Genomic DNA, 16,334 nt, shown 5'->3' with positions numbered 1-16,334 from the left:
CCTTTTTATTTGATTTGAATCGTCAGATTTTCTCTCAACGAATCAGCGTATTTCCGTTAAAATACGCCTTCTTTTCCGATTCGAAACATTGCCATGCGCCTGACCCACATCAAACTCTCCGGCTTCAAATCTTTTACCGACCCGACCACGATTCATGTGCCGGGGCAGCTTGTTGCGGTTATCGGGCCGAACGGCTGCGGCAAGTCGAATGTGATTGACGCGGTGCGCTGGGTGTTGGGCGAGGCTTCGGCGAAGCAGCTTCGCGGCGAGAGTATGCAGGACGTGATTTTTAACGGTGCGGCAACGCGCCGTCCTGCGCCGAGGGCTTCGGTGGAGCTGGTGTTTGACAACAGCGACCACAGTTTGCAGGGCGCGTGGGGGCAGTATGCCGAGGTGAGCATCAAGCGGCAGCTGACGCGTCAGGGTGAATCGACTTATTTCATCAACAATCAGACCGTGCGCCGCCGCGACATTACCGATTTGTTTCTGGGTACGGGCGTGGGCGCGCGCGGTTATGCCGTTATCGAGCAGGGGATGATTTCGCGCATCATCGAAGCGCGGCCGGAGGAGTTGCGCGCCTATATCGAGGAAGCGGCGGGCGTGTCCAAATATAAGGAACGCCGCAAGGAGACGGAAGGCCGTCTGAAAGACACGCGCGAGCATTTGCAGCGTTTGGGCGATTTGCAGAACGAGTTGGCGCGTCAGGTGGAAAAGCTGGAAAAACAAGCCGAAACCGCCGAACGCTACAAATCCCTGACCGCGCAGTTGAACCGCCAGCAGGATTTGCTCGATTACGCCCAATGGCAGCAATCGCTTGCCGCCGCCGACAAAGCGACCGTGCAGCATCAGTCTTTGCAGGCGCAGCAGGACGAAACCGCCGCGCAGGTTCAGGCGTTAAATGACGAAGTACACGCCTTGCAGACCGCCGAACAGTCGCAGCAGCAGGCGGTGCACGAATTGAGCAACAAGCGTGGCGTGTTGCGCGAGCAGATTGCCCGTTTGGAAGAACAAATCCGCCATCAGCAAAACTTGCACCAACGCATCGAACGCGACAAGCAGGCGGCGCAGGCGCAGTTGCAACGTATCCATCAGGAGCAGCAGCAAATCCGCGTGCAGCTTGAAGAAAACGAGTTGCAGGCCGAAGAAAAGCAAACCGAATTGGCGGAATGGGCGATGCAGGTTGCCGAACACGAAGAGCGTCTGCCCGAATTGGAAGAAGCTCAAGCCACGCTCAATGCCGCCTTCCAAACCCAGCAGGACGAGGCAAACCGCATCCGCCGCGAACTGGCGTTGAAGCAGCAGCAGCTTGCCCATGCCGAACAAACCGTTGCCAAGCACGAAGAGCGCAAAGGTCGTCTGAAACAGGAAAACCAAGCCCTGAACCTGCCCGACGAGGCCGAAACCGCCGCCGCGCAGGAAGCAGCCGCCTTGTTGCAAAGCCAGCAAGAGCATTACGAAGAACAAATCATTGCCACCGAAGAAGCCTTACACGCGGCCCGCGAGGCGTTTCAGACGGCCTCAGATCGCTTCCAAAGCCTGAAGCAGCAACACATCACCTTGCAGGCGCAGCAGCAGGCGTTGTCTCAAATCCTGTCGCAACAGCAGGAAGCCGCCGACTTCTGGCAGGCAACCGACCACGCCGCCGCGCCGCAACTGTGGCAACACATCACCGCGCCCGCCGAGTGGCAGCACGCCTTGTCCGTCATCCTTGCCGAACGCCTGCACGCCCGCGCCGTACCGAACGGCTTCGTTCCGCCCGCGCCTTTGCCGCAAGGGCAGGCGGCATGGCTTTCAGACGACCTCTCCGGCGGCATCAAAAAATCCCTGCCTGTACAGGCATTGTTGAACCAAATCCAAGCGCAGCCGCCGTTTCAGACGGCATTGCACCACTGGCTCGACGGCGTATTGTGCGCGCCCGATTTGAGCTACGCCCTCGCGCATCAAAGCGATTTGGGCGCGCATCAAATCTGGCTCACGCCCGAAGGCCATCAGGTCGATAAAGTCAGCGTCCTGCTCTATGCCAAACCCGCGCAGGAAAGCCTGATTGCCCAAAAAGCGCGCCTCGACGGCATCGCGTCCGAACTGGAAAACCTCGCCCCCGAACTCTCCGCCGCCGAAGCCGCGTTCAAACAGGCGGAGGCAGCCGTGCGCTCGTCTGAAACGCAGCACAAAAACCTGATGCAGCAGCAACAGCAGCACACGCGCCAATACAGCCAAGCGCAGCAACGCGCCGCCGAACTCTTGGCGCGCACCAACCAAGGGCAAATCCGCCGTGAACACATCGCCCGCGAACTGGCGCAGTTGGTGGAAGAACAGACCGTATTGCAACACACGTCTGACGGGCTTTCAGACGACATTGTTACTTTGCAGGAAGCTACCGCCGAACTCGAACACCAGCAGCAAACCACCGCACACAGCCGCCAAGAGCAGCAAGGTCGTCTGAAACAGGCGCAGCTTGCCCTGTTGGAAGCCAACCGCCAATACGGACTTGCCGAAGTCGCCGTCCACAAGCTCAACCAGCAAAAACAAAACTACCAGCAGCAAATCGCCCGGCTCGAACAGCAAACCCTAGACTGGCAGGAACGCCAGCAAGAGCTTGCCCTCGCCTATGAAACCGAGTTCCAAAACGACGAGCAGCACATCAAGCTCGACGAGCTGACCGAAGCCGTGCACACGCTGGACGAAGAATACATCGCCGTGCAGGAAAAACTCGCGCAGATTCAGGAGCAGGGCAGGGAACAATACGCCCGCGTACAAACCCTGCAAACCAAGCTGCCGCAGCTTCAGGCAGCCACCCAAACCGCCCTGTTGCAGCAGCAGGAAGCCCTGATCAACGCCAAACGCTACCATCAAAACCTGACCGAACGCGCCGCCGATTTGGACGCGCTCGAAGCGTTGGCGAAAGAATCGCCGAAAGTATTGAACAGCAGCATCGGCAGCCTCACCCAGCAAATCGAAACCCTCGGCGCCGTCAACCTCGCCGCCCTGCAAGAGCTCGAAGAAGCGCGCGAACGCGACGGCTACTACCGCAGCCAAAGCGAAGACGTGCAGGCCGCCATCACCCTTTTGGAAGAAGCCATCGCCCAAATCGACGACAAAACCAAAGCGCGTTTCAAAGAAACCTTCGACGCCGTCAACGGCAAAGTCCAAACCTTCTTCCCGACCCTGTTTGGCGGCGGCGAAGCCACCCTCAAAATGATAGGCGACGACCTCCTGACCGCCGGCGTGTCCATCATGGCGCGCCCGCCCGGCAAGAAAAACAGCACCATCCACCTCCTCTCCGGCGGCGAAAAAGCCCTCACCGCCATGAGCCTCGTGTTCGCCCTGTTCAGCCTCAACCCCGCCCCCTTCTGCCTTTTGGACGAAGTCGACGCCCCGCTGGACGACGCCAACACCTCGCGTTTCTGCAACCTGGTCAAAGAAATGTCGGCGCAAACCCAGTTCCTCTACATCTCCCACAACCGCCTGACCATGGAAATGGCAGAGCAGCTCGTCGGCGTAACCATGCAGGAAAAAGGCGTATCGCGCGTCGTCGCCGTGGACATCAAACGGGCGTTGGAAATGGCAGAGCCGAATTGAGATAAGAACAAAGGCCGTCTGAAAGAATGAGGAAGAAATCTATAATTTCATCTTCCCATTTTTTCAGACGGCCTTTTTGTATTGGATAAAGCGTTATTGTTTTGAAGTATTATCTTTGGCGCGTTGAGGCTGCCCCGAGCGTTGGTTGCTGCGGTTGACGGCATCACGCCATGCTTTGCGTTCCGCTTCGATTTTCGCGGCTACTTCGTGAACCATGGTTTCTTGTTTTTTGATGGCCGGCTCTTCCGGTGTGTTATCGGAAAAGTGGAGGCCGTACCACAAGGTGGCGAAAATGCCGCAGACGAAGATAACGGCAATCAGGCCGATGATGGCTTGTTTGCCGGCGAGGGGTTTTTCGGGGGGAGGGACGAGGACATCGAAGCAGTCGGCGCAATCGAGGGCGAAGCAGACGTTTTCGGCTTCTTTGCGGCCGCGTCGGCCTTCTGTGATGTTGAAGGAGATGTGTTGCCCTTCGGCCGGAAGGCGGGTAAGGGTGGTGAAGGCGGCAAGGGCAAGAAAGATTTCTTGGCCTGTGTCTTCTATGGTAGCGGCGCCGAAGCCGCGCTTGCTGTTCCAGCGAGTAATCGTTCCGTAATAGCGCATAATGTATGTGGGGATATTATTATAGGTAACAGTTTTTCCTTGGACTGATTTTAAATCAAAAAGTTTAGTTATTGTCTTAATTTTACACTAGATTTGTCTTGTTGGAAGAAGACGGGCCGTCTGAAGGATTTCAGACGGCCTGTATGGTTTATGCCTACTTATTAAGCACTTTTTGGAAGGTGTTGATCAGGTGTTGCGCAATGGCACGGCTGCCGAATTGTTGCAGGCAATCTTGGCGCAAACGGACGGGATCGTATTGTGCATGGTTTTCGTAGAGGGTGAGCAATGCTTTGGTCAGCTCCGGTATGTTTTCGATTGGCACCAGCAGGCCGTTGTCGGAAGTGACGATGGATTCGGGGCCGCCGCAGCGTGTGGCGATAACGGGTAAACCTTGCGACAGTGCTTCGATATAGACGACGCCGAAGGTCTCGGTACGGCTGGCGAGGACGAATGCGTTGCTGTGGCGCATAAGGTCTAGGGTTTGGTCGGTGGTCAATGCGCCGGTAAAGGTAACGGCGTGGTTGATGCCCAAGTCGCTTGCCAGTTGTTTCAGACGGCCTTCTTCTGCGCCGCCGCCGCCGATTTTGAGTTTGAGCTGCGGATAGGTTTTGAGTGCTTCTGCAAAAGCAGGCAGGAGCAGGTCGTGGCCTTTGAGGTGGCGCAGGTGGGAGACGCTGCAGAAGGTGAAGTCTTGATTGTTTTTTTCGGGGAACTCGAAATCCTGTTCAAAATTGCCGCCTAGCATATTGGGCAGGTATTGCCAGTCTGTACCGGCGTAGGTTTTTTCGAGAATACGGCAGAAATCACGGCTGACGGCGAACCGGGCTGCGCTGTGGCGCACGGCTTCGTGCATGGACGGCCATTGGTTTTTGCGGACAAGACCGCGTGAAATGGCGCTGCTGTGTTCGGTAATCACATAGGGAATGCCGTATTTTTTGAAGATGGCACAGGCCAAAATGGCGGCGTAGTTGACGCAATGGGCGTGAATTACGTCGGGTTTGCCGTTGTCGGCGATATAGGCTTCAAAAGCCTTCATGCCTGCGTTGACCCAGCGGATGCGGTCGATATCGACAACCGGACAGCGCGGGAAGAAATACATGCTGTCGTAGGCGTAAGTGTTGAGTCCGCCTTGCTGATGGCGGCGCAGGCCGTAGAAGCGCGAGAAGATGGTTTTCGGCTGGCTTCTCAAGTAGCGGAACATGGGTACGACCATGCCGATTTTCATGCCTTCGCGTTGCAGGGCTTGGGCTTGGAGGCGGAAAAAGATTCCGTCCACGTCGGTTTCGGAAGAAGGATACCAAGAGGGGATAACGACAATATGCATGATGTGTTTTTTATGGAAGTAGATAACGGCGAGGCCGTCTGAAAAGAAAAGATATCTTTCAGACGGCCTTTTGTATATTTAGTTCAATCAGTTGCCGGCAACCGTCATTTTAGAGACCAAGATGGAGCCGATTTGGTTGGACGAACGGCGTAATGCGTCGTCTGCCACGCCGATGATGTCGCGGTACATGTCCTGCAAGCGTCCGGCAATGGTGATTTCCTGAACCGGATAGGCAATGACGCCGTTTTCTACCCAAAAACCGGCCGCGCCGCGCGAGTAGTCGCCGGTAATGCCGTTGACGCCTTGTCCCATCAATTCGGTAACCAGCAAACCTGTTCCCATTTCTTTCAACAGGTCGGCCTGCGTGGCGTGGGTGTGGTTCAGATACAGATTGTGCGCGCCGCCGGCGTTGCCCGTTGTCTGCATGCCGAGTTTTTTCGCGCTGTAACTGCTGAGGAAATAGCCCTCGACGATACCGTCTTTCACCACAAAACGCGGCTGCGTGGCGACGCCTTCGGCATCGAAATAAGTGCTGCGGAACGAGCGCAGGATATGCGGTTCTTCACGAAGGCTGAGAAACTCGGGCAGCACCTGTTTGCCGATGCTGTCAATCAGGAAGCTGCTTTGGCGGTAGAGCGCGCCGCCGCTGAGTGCGCCGATAAGGTGGCCGATTAAGCCGACGGCGACAGTGGTGTCAAACAGTACGGGATAGCTGCTGGTCGGGACGCTGCGGCTGTTCAGACGGCGTAAAGTCCGTTCGGCTGCGGTTTTACCGATGAGTTCGGGCGCGTCCATGTCTTCGTGACGGCAGGAAGAATCGTACCAATAGTCGCGCTGCATGCCGTGTTCGTCGCTGGCGACCACGCTGCAAGAAATGCTGTGGTGCGTGCTTTGCTGGTGTGCGGCAAAGCCGTGGGTGTTGCCATAGACGTATTGGTAATGGCCGGTATGAACCGATGCGCCTTCGGAATTTTCAATGCGTTTGTCCGTTGACAGAGCGGCCTGTTCGCATTGCTTGGCCAAATCGATGGCGGATTCGGTACTCAAATCCCATTCGTGGTAGCGGTCGAGGTCGCCGATGTGGGTTGCCATCAAGGCAGCATCGGCAAGGCCGGCGCAATCGTCTTCGGCGGTATAGCGTGCAATATCGATGGCGGCTTTGACCGTATCTTGCAGGGCGCGTTCGGAGAAGTCGGCAGTGCTGGCGCGGCCTTTGCGTTGGCCGACATAGACTGTAATGTCTAAAGATTTATCTTGTTGGAACTCGATTTGTTCGATTTCGCCCAAGCGTACGCTGACGCTTTGACCGAGCGACTCGCTGAAATCGGCTTCGGCCGAGGTGGCGCCGGATTGTTTGGCCAAATCCAGCGTGTGTCCGCACAAGCGCAACAGCTCGTCCGGTGTGTGGTTAAACAGCATAAAAAGGTTTCCTGACAGGGTTTTGCGGCATTTTAACCGTTTCAGACGGCCTCTGCAAAAATCGCACGGAAAGGCCGTCTGAAAACTGATAAAATAGGCAGATTCAGAAAATCAGGGAAACACAATGTTTGAACAAGAAGACGAATGGGTCAGCAAAACCCAAATGAAAAAGCAGATGAACGATTTGCAGGCTTTGGGTATGGAATTGACCAAGCTCTCCAGCGATACGCTGAAAAAAATCGGCTTGGACGAAGAGCTGTTCGAGGCCATCGCCACCTATAAAAAAATCACGTCCAACAGCGCGCTCAAACGCCAAGCCCAATTTATCGGCCGCCTGATGCGCGATACCGACCCTGCGCCCATCGAAGCCTATTTGGCCAAACTGCGCGGCGACAATACGGCGCACAATGCCTTTTTGCAACGCGTCGAGCAGGCGCGTACCCGACTGTTGGCAGACAATGGCGCGATTACCCAATTTATGGCCGATTTCCCGCAAGCCGACGCCGGTAAATTGCGTACCTTGATCCGCAACACCAAAAAAGAGCAGGAACAAAACAAACCGCCGAAAAACTTCCGCGCGCTGTTCCAAGAAATTAAAGCAGTGATGGAGGCCGGTCAATCCGAAGTTTCAGAAGAAGGGCAATAAACCTTAAGGCCGTCTGAAAACCGATTGCAGGTTTCAGACGGCCTCCTCCTTAAAATAAACGCTTCAAAAATATTAATTTTTCTCTATTTAATCCCACACGCCATGTCCGTCAAAATCCAAACACGTTCCATTAATCCGACTGTTTTTAACGACTTGCTTACTGCCGGTACCGATCCTTTGATTGCGCGGCTGTGCGCTGCGCGTGATGTGCAAAGTCCGGCCGAATTGGACGACAAGCTTGCTGCGCTTTTGCCGTATCAAACGCTGACAAACTGCGAAGCCGCCGCCGGCCGTCTGGCGGATGCGATTGAGCGTCAGGAAAAAATCCTGATTGTCGCCGACTATGATGCCGACGGTGCGACGGCGTGTTCCGTCGGTATGAGCGGTTTGGCGGCGATGGGGGCGAAAGTTGATTTCCTTGTGCCCAACCGTTTTGAACACGGCTACGGCTTAACGTCCGAGCTGGCTGAAATCGCGGCAGAGCAAGGTGTGGATTTATTGGTGACGGTGGATAACGGTATCGCCAGCATTGCAGGCGTGGCGCGTGCGCAGGAATTGGGTTTGGATGTGATTGTGACCGACCACCATCTGCCTGCCGAGACCGTGCCTGACTGCATCATCGTCAATCCGAACCAAAAAGGCTGCGGTTTCCAAAGCAAAAGTTTGGCGGGCGTGGGCGTGATTTTTTATGTATTGATGGCTTTGCGTGCCGAACTGCGCCGCCGCCATTATTTTTCAGACGGCCTGAAAGAGCCGAATCTGGGCGATCTTTTGGATTTGGTCGCACTCGGTACCGTCGCCGATGTCGTTACTCTAGACCACAACAACCGTATCCTCGTGTCGCAAGGTTTGAAACGGATGCGTTTGGGCAAAATGCGCCCGGGTATCCGCGCCTTGTTTGAAGTGGCGCGACGGGATTGGCGCAAGGCTCAGCCGTTTGATATGGGCTTTGCGTTGGGACCGCGCATCAATGCGGCCGGACGGCTGGACGATATGTCGGTCGGCATTGCCTGTCTGTTGGCGCAAGATGATGCCGAAGCGCAGGAACTGGCGGCGCAGTTAAACGACCTCAATATCGAGCGCCGCGAAATCGAGCAATCCATGCTACAAGACGCGCTGAACGCCTTTCCCGAAACCCTGCCTCCAGGTCAGACGACTTTGGTGGCGTATCGCGACGATTTCCATCAAGGCGTGGTCGGCATCGTTGCCAGCCGCCTCAAAGACCGTTTTTATCGTCCGACCATCGTGTTTGCGCCTGCCGATAACGGCGAAGTGCGCGGTTCGGGACGCTCCATTCCCAACCTACACCTGCGCGATGCTTTGGACTTGGTGTCCAAACGCCATCCCGATTTGATTTTGAAATTCGGCGGACACGCAATGGCGGCGGGTTTGAGCATACTTGAACACAACATTCCCGCGTTTCAGACGGCCTTTGAAGAAGCCGTGCGCGAAATGGTGTGCGAAGACGATTTGTCGCAAACCTTCATCACCGACGGCAGCCTGAAAGCCTGCGACATCACGCTGGAGCAGGCGCAAAACCTCGCCCGCCACGTTTGGGGACAAGGCTTCGCGCCGCCGAGTTTTACCGATGAATTTCACGTTGTCCGCCAGCAGCCTTTGGGCGCGGAAGGCAAACACAAAAAAGTCTGGCTGCAAAAAGACGGCTACGAATTTGAAGCCATGTTTTGGCGTTGCAGCGAAGACATTCCCGAATACATCCGCACGGTGTACCGCCCCGTTGCCAACGAATGGCGGAATAATCTTGAATTGCAGCTTTATATCGACTACTGGGAAGCCGCGTAAACAAAGGCCGTCTGAAAAATGAAGAAACAAAAACCTTGGCTTGGCTTTTCATTGGCGCTGCTTGCCACCATGACTTGGGGCTCGCTGCCGGTCATCGCCCAACAGGCCTTAAAAGCCGTTGATGCACCCACTTTAGTGTGGGTACGCTTTTTAGTGGCTTCGCTGGTGTTGTTTGCGTTGTTGGGGCTGACCGGCAAGTTGCCGAGGCCGTCTGAATTTTCCAAGCAGACCTTGTTTTTATTGGTGCTGGGCATTATCGGCATTTCCGCCAACTTCGTTCTCGTTGCCCTGGGTTTGCACTATATTTCGCCGACCACCACGCAGGTGTTGTGGCAGCTCTCACCCTTTACCATGATTTTGGTCGGCGTAGGCGTGTTTAAAGAAGCCTTTACGCACTGGCAAAAAATCGGCTTGATGCTTTTGCTGACGGGTTTGGCCATGTTTTTCAACGATAAATTCGGCGAACTTTTCAGCTTGGGCAGCTACGCGGTTGGCGTGATGATGGCGGCTTCGGGCAGCATGATTTGGGTGTGCTACGGCGTGGCGCAAAAACTTCTGTCCAAACATTTCAATTCGCAACAAATCCTGTTGATGATTTATTTTTGCAGCAGCTTTGTTTTCCTGCCGTTTGCCGAACCGTCGCAAATCGCCCATATCGGCAATCCGTTTTTATGGGGCTGCTTTATCTATTGCTGCTTGAACACGCTGATCGGCTACGGTTCATTCGGCGAAGCGCTCAACCATTGGGACGCTTCAAAAGTCAGTATCGTCACCACGCTGATTCCTGTGTTCACCATGATATTTTCCACCATCGGCCATCATCTCGCCCCCGATTATTTTGCCGCTTCGGATATGAATATCGTCAGCTATGTGGGTGCCATGGTGGTTGTGGCCGGAGCCTTGCTGGCTGTGGCCGGAGAAAAAGTAATGGGGCTTTTTTTGAGAAAGATATGAAGCTTTATTAAGAAACAGAATAAAGCAAGGCCGTCTGAAACAGGTTTCAGACGGCCTCATGTGAAACGATTAGCCGAAAGACCGTCCTCCCAATTCCCTTTCTGCAGGATTCTGCTGCACAGAAATTTCCCTCGCTGCCGTTTGTTGCCGTTCCTGTTCCATTCTTTCCTGTACTTTTGCATTGAAAGCATCAACAACTTCGCGGTTCTCTGCCAAAACCTGTTTGGCGAAAGAGCCGTCCTTATCGTTGAGCAAGCCTTGAACTAAGGCATGGAATTTATCTGCTTGGGATAGCGATTTTTCACGGGTCGGAGCGGTAACGTCCTCGATGTGTTTGTCTCTGCGACGGGCATCGGCGGGATGTTTGACACCGTAAGCCGTATTCATACGGAAGTTTTTTAAATCTTCCATATCCAGTTTGCCTTCGACTTTGACCTGTCGTCCTCCCGGCAGCCTTACTCCGTTATCTTCTTTACTCTGGCTGAGGAACTCCACCAAAGCTTCGTTTACTTTTTTGCCATATTGGTTGCGTATATCAGCGATAAAAACTTGGGCCTGTATATCAGATTGTAGAAATTTCTTGTTTTCAGGATTTTGAACGTTCGAGATAATTTCATTTACTTTATCGGTTTTTTTGTTCAGAACTTTAACATAATCCCGATTGATTAATGAAATACCCGCTTCGGAAGCCAAAGCCTGATTCAATTTCGGTTTCAGATTTTGATACACCTGTTTGTCTTCGGCAGACATTTTATTGAATGGCTTGTATAGATGGATTTGCATCTGCTTTATTTCATTATCGGAAATAAAACGGTTGCCTTTTGAGTCTGTTGCTTCTCGCGCAATCCGTTCCAATAATTGCTGTCCTTTGTCATTGCCGCCTATGTCGTATTGGATAGGGCCGAAACTCGGACCGCTGGCAGCCTTCTCCGCATTCGATATTTTGTACGCGCCGTGCCCTCCCGACAATTCGTTTACCATCATGGCTTGATGGATATAGTATTTTAAACCGTCTTCCGGTTTCAGATGGTCTCCGCCTGTAAAACGACTCATATCAGTCTCCTATAAAAATTAAAAACGTTCCAATGCTTTCAAGTGATATTGTGTTTGTTGAACATCACACAGATAGAGGATTTTGTCTGAAGGAGTTTTCAAATCGGTTGTAATTGTCGGGTCGGAACAAAGTTCCTCCTTATAAGCCTTCCATTTTGAACGGACGCTTGTGAAATACTGTTTGGACAGCCCATGTAGCTTTGAATCTTTGGTAGCGGCACGTCGAAGTAAATCTTTGTACTTCATATCCAGTTTGTTTTCAAGTTTCAGCAGAGTAATTTCTAAACAATCTTCATCCATTTGGTCAACAGGTTCGGGACAAAGATTCTTTTCCTGTTTCGGTTTAACGGCATTCGCAGCTTTATCAGATGACCCTGTTGCACCGACACAGGCAGCGGATGCCATCACGGCTAGCAGTGGCAGAATGTAACGGATTTTGTGTTTCGACATATCAGTCTCCTAAAAAAATCAAAAACGTTCCAATGACTTCAAATGATGTTGTGTTTGTTCAATATAACACATATAAAAAACTCTGTCCGCCGGTGATTTTAAATCAGTCGTTACCGTCGGATCATCACAGAGTTCGTCCTGATAAGTCTTCCATTTTGAGCGGATGCTTGTGAAATACTGTTTGGATAAACCGTGCAATTTTCGGTCTTTGGCTACTGCACGTCGAAATAATTCTTCATACTTCTTCTTCAGCTTGTCCTCGAATTCCCCTAAAGTAATACTCAAGCAATCATCACTCATCAGATTGACAGGCTCTGGACAAATAGCCCTGTTCTGTTGCTTTGCATCTTTTTCGTTAGTTTTTTCAGACGACCCCGCCGCACCGACACAGGCGGCGGATGCCATCACGGCTAGCAGCGGCAGAATGTAACGGTTGTTGGATTTCAATATATCAGCCTCCTAACTATCTATCAGCTTTATAAAGAATTTTCAAAGCGTTCCAACGCTTTCAAATGGTTTAAATTCTGCTCGAATCTGCAAATACGGATGTAGCGTCCTGCAAGAGGACGAACTTTCGTCGTAACGGATGGGTCTGAACACAGCATTTCCGTATAACTTTCCCAATTCTTACGGATAGTCAAAAAATATTCTTTGGATACTCCATTCAATTTGGGGTCTTTTGAATCGATACGGTGCAGCAGATTTTCGTATTTATTATTCAGTTGCTTTTCCAACCTCATACTGAAAATATCTACACATTCATAGCCTTGTCCGTCTATGTCTTTCATCATGCTCTGAGGACAAATGTCCTTACTGTCCTGTTTTTGCCTTGTTACCTTTGGAACAGCCTTTTCAGACGGCCCCGCCGCACCGACACAGGCGGCAGATGTCATTATTGCCAGCAACGGCAGAATGTAACGGATTTTGTGTTTCGACATATCAGTCTCCTATAAAAATTAAAAACGTTCCAATGCCTTCAAATGAAGTTTCGTCTGTTCAATGGCGCAAAGAGAATAAATCCTGTCCGCAGGTGTTTTCAAATCGGTCGTTACCGTTGGGTCGTCGCAAAGTTCTTCTTTGTAAGCCTCCCATTTCGAGCGGATGCTTGTAAAATACTGTTTTGTCATACCATGAAGTTTTTGGTCTTTGGTAGCGGCACGTCGAAATAAATCTTTGTACTTCATTTCCAGTTTGTTTTCAAGTTTCAGCAGAGTAATTTCTAAACAATCTTCATCCATTTGGTCAACAGGTTCGGGACAAAGATTCTTTTCCTGTTTCGGTTTAACGGCATTTGCAGCTTTTCCAGACGACCCTGCCGCACCGATACAGGTGGTAGATGTCATTATTGCCAGCAACGGCAGAATGTAACGGATTTTGTGTTTCGACATAATTTATCTCCTAAAAAAGGTATTGTGTAATTAATAGGGCAGTTTGAAAAGTTTTCAAACTGCCCTATCATGTTCAAACCGCTATCATGCGAACATTCAATCAATAGAAGCCTTCGCGTTCTTCACGGGTGCTGATGTAGATGTTTTTCACTTGGGTGTAGGCGGCGAGCATCATTTTGTGGGTTTCGCGGCCGATACCCGAAGTTTTGTAGCCGCCAAACGGTGCGCCTGCGGGCAAGCGGTTGTAGCAGTTCACCCAAACGCGACCGGTTTCCAGTGCATTGGAAACGCGCAGGCAGCGGTTGATGTCGGTACTCCACACCGCGCCGCCCAAGCCGTATTCGCTGTCGTTGGCCATTTTGATGACTTCTTCTTCGGTTTTGAATTTAATCACGGTGGCAACCGGGCCGAAGATTTCTTCTTGGGCAACGCGGGCGTTGTTGCTACCGGCTTCGATCAAGGTCGGTTCGACAAATTCGCCTTTGCCCAATTCGCCTTCGATTTTTTTACCGCCGGTAATGATGCGGCAGCCTTCCTGTTCACCGATTTTGACGTATTTCAAAATGGTCTCGAGTTGACCGGCATTGACTTGCGAACCCATTTGGGTGTCGTCTTCCCAAGGCAGGCCGACTTTGATTTTTTTGAATTCTTCAGCCAACGCATTGACGAATTTGTCGTAAATGCCTTCTTGTACAAAAATGCGCGAACCGGCGCAGCATACTTGGCCTTGGTTGAACAAAATACCTTTTTGCGCGCCTTCGAGGGCTTTGTCGAAAGGCATATCGTCGAAGAAGATGTTGGCAGATTTGCCGCCCAATTCCAAAGTGGATGGAATCAGCAATTCGGCGGCGGCAATACCGACGCGGCGACCGATTTCGGTTGAGCCGGTAAAGGCCAGTTTGTTGAAGCCTTTGTGGTGCAGCATGTATTCGCCGGATTTAGAACCGCGGCCGGTAATCACGTTCAACACGCCTTTAGGCAGCAAGTGGTTGATTTTTTGAGCGAGGGACAACAAGCTCAATGAAGTGCTGGAAGAAGGGTGGATGACGATGGTACAACCTGCGGCCAATGCCGGAGCGATTTTCCATGCGGCCATCAAGAATGGGAAGTTCCAAGGAATGATTTGGCCGACCACGCCGATCGGTTCACGCAAAACGATGGACAGGTCTTCGGCATCAAGTTGGGTCGCAGTGCCTTCTTCGCCGCGGATCACGCTGGCGAAATAGCGGAAATGGTCGGAAGCCAGCGGGATGTCAGCGGCGCGGGTTTCGCGGATGGGTTTGCCGTTGTCCAAAGTTTCTTGCAGGGCAAACAATTCGGCGTTTTCATCAATCACGTCGGCGATTTTGTTCAAAATGGCCGCGCGTTCGGCAGTCGTGGTTTTACGCCATGTTTTGAACGCTTCTTGCGCGGCGGTGACGGCGGCATCAACATCGGCATCGGATGCGTCGGTAAATTTAGCCAGCAATTCGCCGTTGGCAGGATTGTATGAATCCAAAAGCGCGCCGGGTTTCGTCCACACGCCGTTAATCAAGAGGCCGTACTCTTTATCAAACACATTTAAATCTTTTGCCATGATGCTGTCTCCTTGGTTGTCTTCTTGAGGTTTCAGACGTATCTCCAACGTCGTCTGAAAATAGAATAGTATTTTTTCTCTTTCAGTTCAAGCACTAAAAATGATAACGTTCTCAAAATTCCAAATATGTAATTTTCTAAAATAGGAAATCCAATCCGATAAGGCTTGACCCTGTATGGAAATGAAGCGGATTTGTTAATGTATTTAAAGTTTTCAGATGACCTTTTTTACATGATACGTGTAAGAATTTTTCAGCGTCTTGGTGGGCATATTCCCAGGCAGGCAAAATGTTATGGTATAACATTTTATTCCTTATTTTTCAAAAAGATAGGGTGTTGACACAGCGAAATGAAGAGGAGTATTCTCATTTACAGGGGGGGTTACCTCCTACCCGACCTTTTACGGATTTCTGACGAATGCCAAGGAGAACACCATGAAGATGCAAGCAGTTGTTGTGAATCAAAATGTAGCAGGTGATGTAGAAGTTGTTGAACGCGAACTGCGTCCGCTGGAATACGGTGAGGCGTTGGTGGAAGTCGAGTATTGCGGCGTGTGCCACACCGACTTGCACGTTGCGGCAGGCGATTACGGCGACAAACCGGGTCGTGTGTTGGGACACGAAGGCATCGGTTTGGTTAAAGAAGTTGCCGACGGTGTGAAAAATCTGAAAGTTGGCGACCGTGTCAGCATTGCATGGCTGTTCCAAAGCTGCGGTTCTTGCGAATACTGTAATACCGGCCGCGAAACCTTGTGCCGCTCCGTATTGAACGCAGGCTACACCGCCGACGGCGGCATGGCGACCCACTGTATCGTCGATGCAGACTACGCTGTCAAAGTACCCGACGGTCTTGACCCTGCACAAGCTTCCAGTATCACCTGCGCCGGCGTAACCACTTACAAAGGCGTGAAAGTTTCCGGCGTGCGTCCGGGACAATGGATTGCCGTTTACGGCGCGGGCGGTTTGGGCAACTTGGGTGTCCAATACGCGAAAAAAGTATTCGGCGCACACGTTGTCGCCATCGACATCAACGATGAAAAACTGGCATTCGCTAAAGAAAGCGGCGCAGATTTAGTCATCAACGCCGCCAAAGAAGACGCAGCCAAAGTGATTCAGGAAAAAACCGGCGGTGCACACGCAGCCGTTGTCACCGCCGTATCCGCCGCCGCGTTCAATTCTGCCGTGGACTGCGTCCGTGCAGGCGGCCGCGTCGTTGCCATTGGTCTGCCGCCCGAATCTATGGACCTGTCCATCCCGCGTCTGGTCTTGGACGGCATCGAAGTGGTCGGCTCGTTGGTCGGTACCCGTAAAGATTTGGAAGAAGCATTCCAATTCGGCGCAGAAGGCTTGGTTGTGCCTAAAGTCCAGTTGCGTGCTTTGGATGAAGCGCCTGCCATCTTCCAAGAAATGCGCGAAGGTAAAATTACCGGCCGCATGGTGATTGATATGAACAAAGAGTGTAGCTGCATTCATCACTAATCAAATGATTCCGTGACAAAAGGCCGTCTGAACAATTTCAGACGGCCTTTTTTATTGGATTG

14 protein-coding genes are annotated in these 16,334 nt (G+C 52.1%); 5 read left to right on the top strand and 9 right to left on the bottom strand.

What is annotated here, in order from left to right; all coding sequences use genetic code 11:
* Positions 1 to 93: 93 nt before the first annotated feature.
* The gene (smc, locus tag O3660_RS05550) at positions 94 to 3,579 is read left to right on the top strand and encodes a chromosome segregation protein SMC (RefSeq protein WP_371464640.1); all 3,486 of its coding nucleotides are present in this window, start codon (positions 94 to 96) and stop codon (positions 3,577 to 3,579) included.
* Between the two features lie 93 nt (positions 3,580 to 3,672).
* Here smc and O3660_RS05545 read toward each other — a convergent pair whose 3' ends face one another.
* The 3 genes from O3660_RS05545 to pmbA all read right to left on the bottom strand — a co-directional run bounded on the left by O3660_RS05545 (position 3,673) and on the right by pmbA (position 6,925).
* Entirely contained in the window at positions 3,673 to 4,182 is a 510-nt protein-coding gene (locus O3660_RS05545) for a cold-shock protein (RefSeq protein WP_137040460.1), read from the bottom strand.
* A 154-nt stretch (positions 4,183 to 4,336) separates the two neighbouring features.
* Positions 4,337 to 5,506 carry a glycosyltransferase gene (locus O3660_RS05540; protein ID WP_371464639.1) on the bottom strand — a complete coding sequence of 390 codons (1,170 nt, stop codon included), beginning with the start codon at positions 5,504 to 5,506 and terminating at the stop codon, positions 4,337 to 4,339.
* 87 nt (positions 5,507 to 5,593) lie between these two features.
* Complete coding sequence (gene pmbA, locus O3660_RS05535) at positions 5,594 to 6,925, bottom strand: metalloprotease PmbA (protein WP_049329877.1); 1,332 nt, start codon at positions 6,923 to 6,925, stop codon at positions 5,594 to 5,596.
* A 124-nt stretch (positions 6,926 to 7,049) separates the two neighbouring features.
* Between pmbA and yjgA the strand changes: the two genes are divergently transcribed.
* The 3 genes from yjgA to O3660_RS05520 all read left to right on the top strand — a co-directional run bounded on the left by yjgA (position 7,050) and on the right by O3660_RS05520 (position 10,328).
* Positions 7,050 to 7,571: a ribosome biogenesis factor YjgA gene (gene yjgA / locus O3660_RS05530; protein ID WP_049329878.1), complete on the top strand. Its 522-nt coding sequence runs from the start codon at positions 7,050 to 7,052 to the stop codon at positions 7,569 to 7,571.
* Positions 7,572 to 7,673: 102 nt separating this feature from the next.
* Positions 7,674 to 9,374, top strand: coding sequence for a single-stranded-DNA-specific exonuclease RecJ (gene recJ, locus O3660_RS05525; protein ID WP_371464638.1), 1,701 nt, complete (start codon positions 7,674 to 7,676; stop codon positions 9,372 to 9,374).
* Between the two features lie 18 nt (positions 9,375 to 9,392).
* On the top strand, positions 9,393 to 10,328 hold the full coding sequence (locus O3660_RS05520; protein WP_308111469.1) for a DMT family transporter: 936 nt from the start codon (positions 9,393 to 9,395) through the stop codon (positions 10,326 to 10,328).
* A gap of 69 nt (positions 10,329 to 10,397) precedes the next feature.
* Here the strand turns inward: O3660_RS05520 and O3660_RS05515 are convergent, their stop codons facing one another.
* The 6 genes from O3660_RS05515 to O3660_RS05490 all read right to left on the bottom strand — a co-directional run bounded on the left by O3660_RS05515 (position 10,398) and on the right by O3660_RS05490 (position 14,795).
* A complete protein-coding gene (locus tag O3660_RS05515) occupies positions 10,398 to 11,312 on the bottom strand; it encodes a hypothetical protein (RefSeq protein WP_371464637.1) in 915 nt (304 codons plus the stop codon).
* An 87-nt stretch (positions 11,313 to 11,399) separates the two neighbouring features.
* Positions 11,400 to 11,831 (bottom strand): hypothetical protein, encoded by a 432-nt coding sequence (locus O3660_RS05510; RefSeq protein ID WP_308111467.1) that lies wholly within the window; start codon positions 11,829 to 11,831, stop codon positions 11,400 to 11,402.
* 18 nt (positions 11,832 to 11,849) lie between these two features.
* Positions 11,850 to 12,278 carry a hypothetical protein gene (locus O3660_RS05505; RefSeq protein ID WP_308111466.1) on the bottom strand — a complete coding sequence of 143 codons (429 nt, stop codon included), beginning with the start codon at positions 12,276 to 12,278 and terminating at the stop codon, positions 11,850 to 11,852.
* A gap of 29 nt (positions 12,279 to 12,307) precedes the next feature.
* Entirely contained in the window at positions 12,308 to 12,769 is a 462-nt protein-coding gene (locus O3660_RS05500) for a hypothetical protein (RefSeq protein WP_371464635.1), read from the bottom strand.
* A gap of 18 nt (positions 12,770 to 12,787) precedes the next feature.
* Positions 12,788 to 13,219 carry a hypothetical protein gene (locus O3660_RS05495; RefSeq protein WP_371464634.1) on the bottom strand — a complete coding sequence of 144 codons (432 nt, stop codon included), beginning with the start codon at positions 13,217 to 13,219 and terminating at the stop codon, positions 12,788 to 12,790.
* Positions 13,220 to 13,319: 100 nt separating this feature from the next.
* Positions 13,320 to 14,795: an aldehyde dehydrogenase family protein gene (locus O3660_RS05490; protein WP_049350665.1), complete on the bottom strand. Its 1,476-nt coding sequence runs from the start codon at positions 14,793 to 14,795 to the stop codon at positions 13,320 to 13,322.
* A 433-nt stretch (positions 14,796 to 15,228) separates the two neighbouring features.
* On the opposite strand from O3660_RS05490, the gene adhP reads away from it, so the two are divergent.
* A complete protein-coding gene (adhP, locus tag O3660_RS05485) occupies positions 15,229 to 16,272 on the top strand; it encodes an alcohol dehydrogenase AdhP (RefSeq protein WP_080974610.1) in 1,044 nt (347 codons plus the stop codon).
* The last annotated feature ends 62 nt before the right edge of the window (positions 16,273 to 16,334 follow it).

The organism is Neisseria sp. 27098_8_139 (assembly GCF_041433195.1).
GTDB lineage: Bacteria > Pseudomonadota > Gammaproteobacteria > Burkholderiales > Neisseriaceae > Neisseria > Neisseria subflava.
Note: the sequence above shows the minus strand (reverse complement) of the source record. Positions and strands in the feature narration are given on the sequence as shown.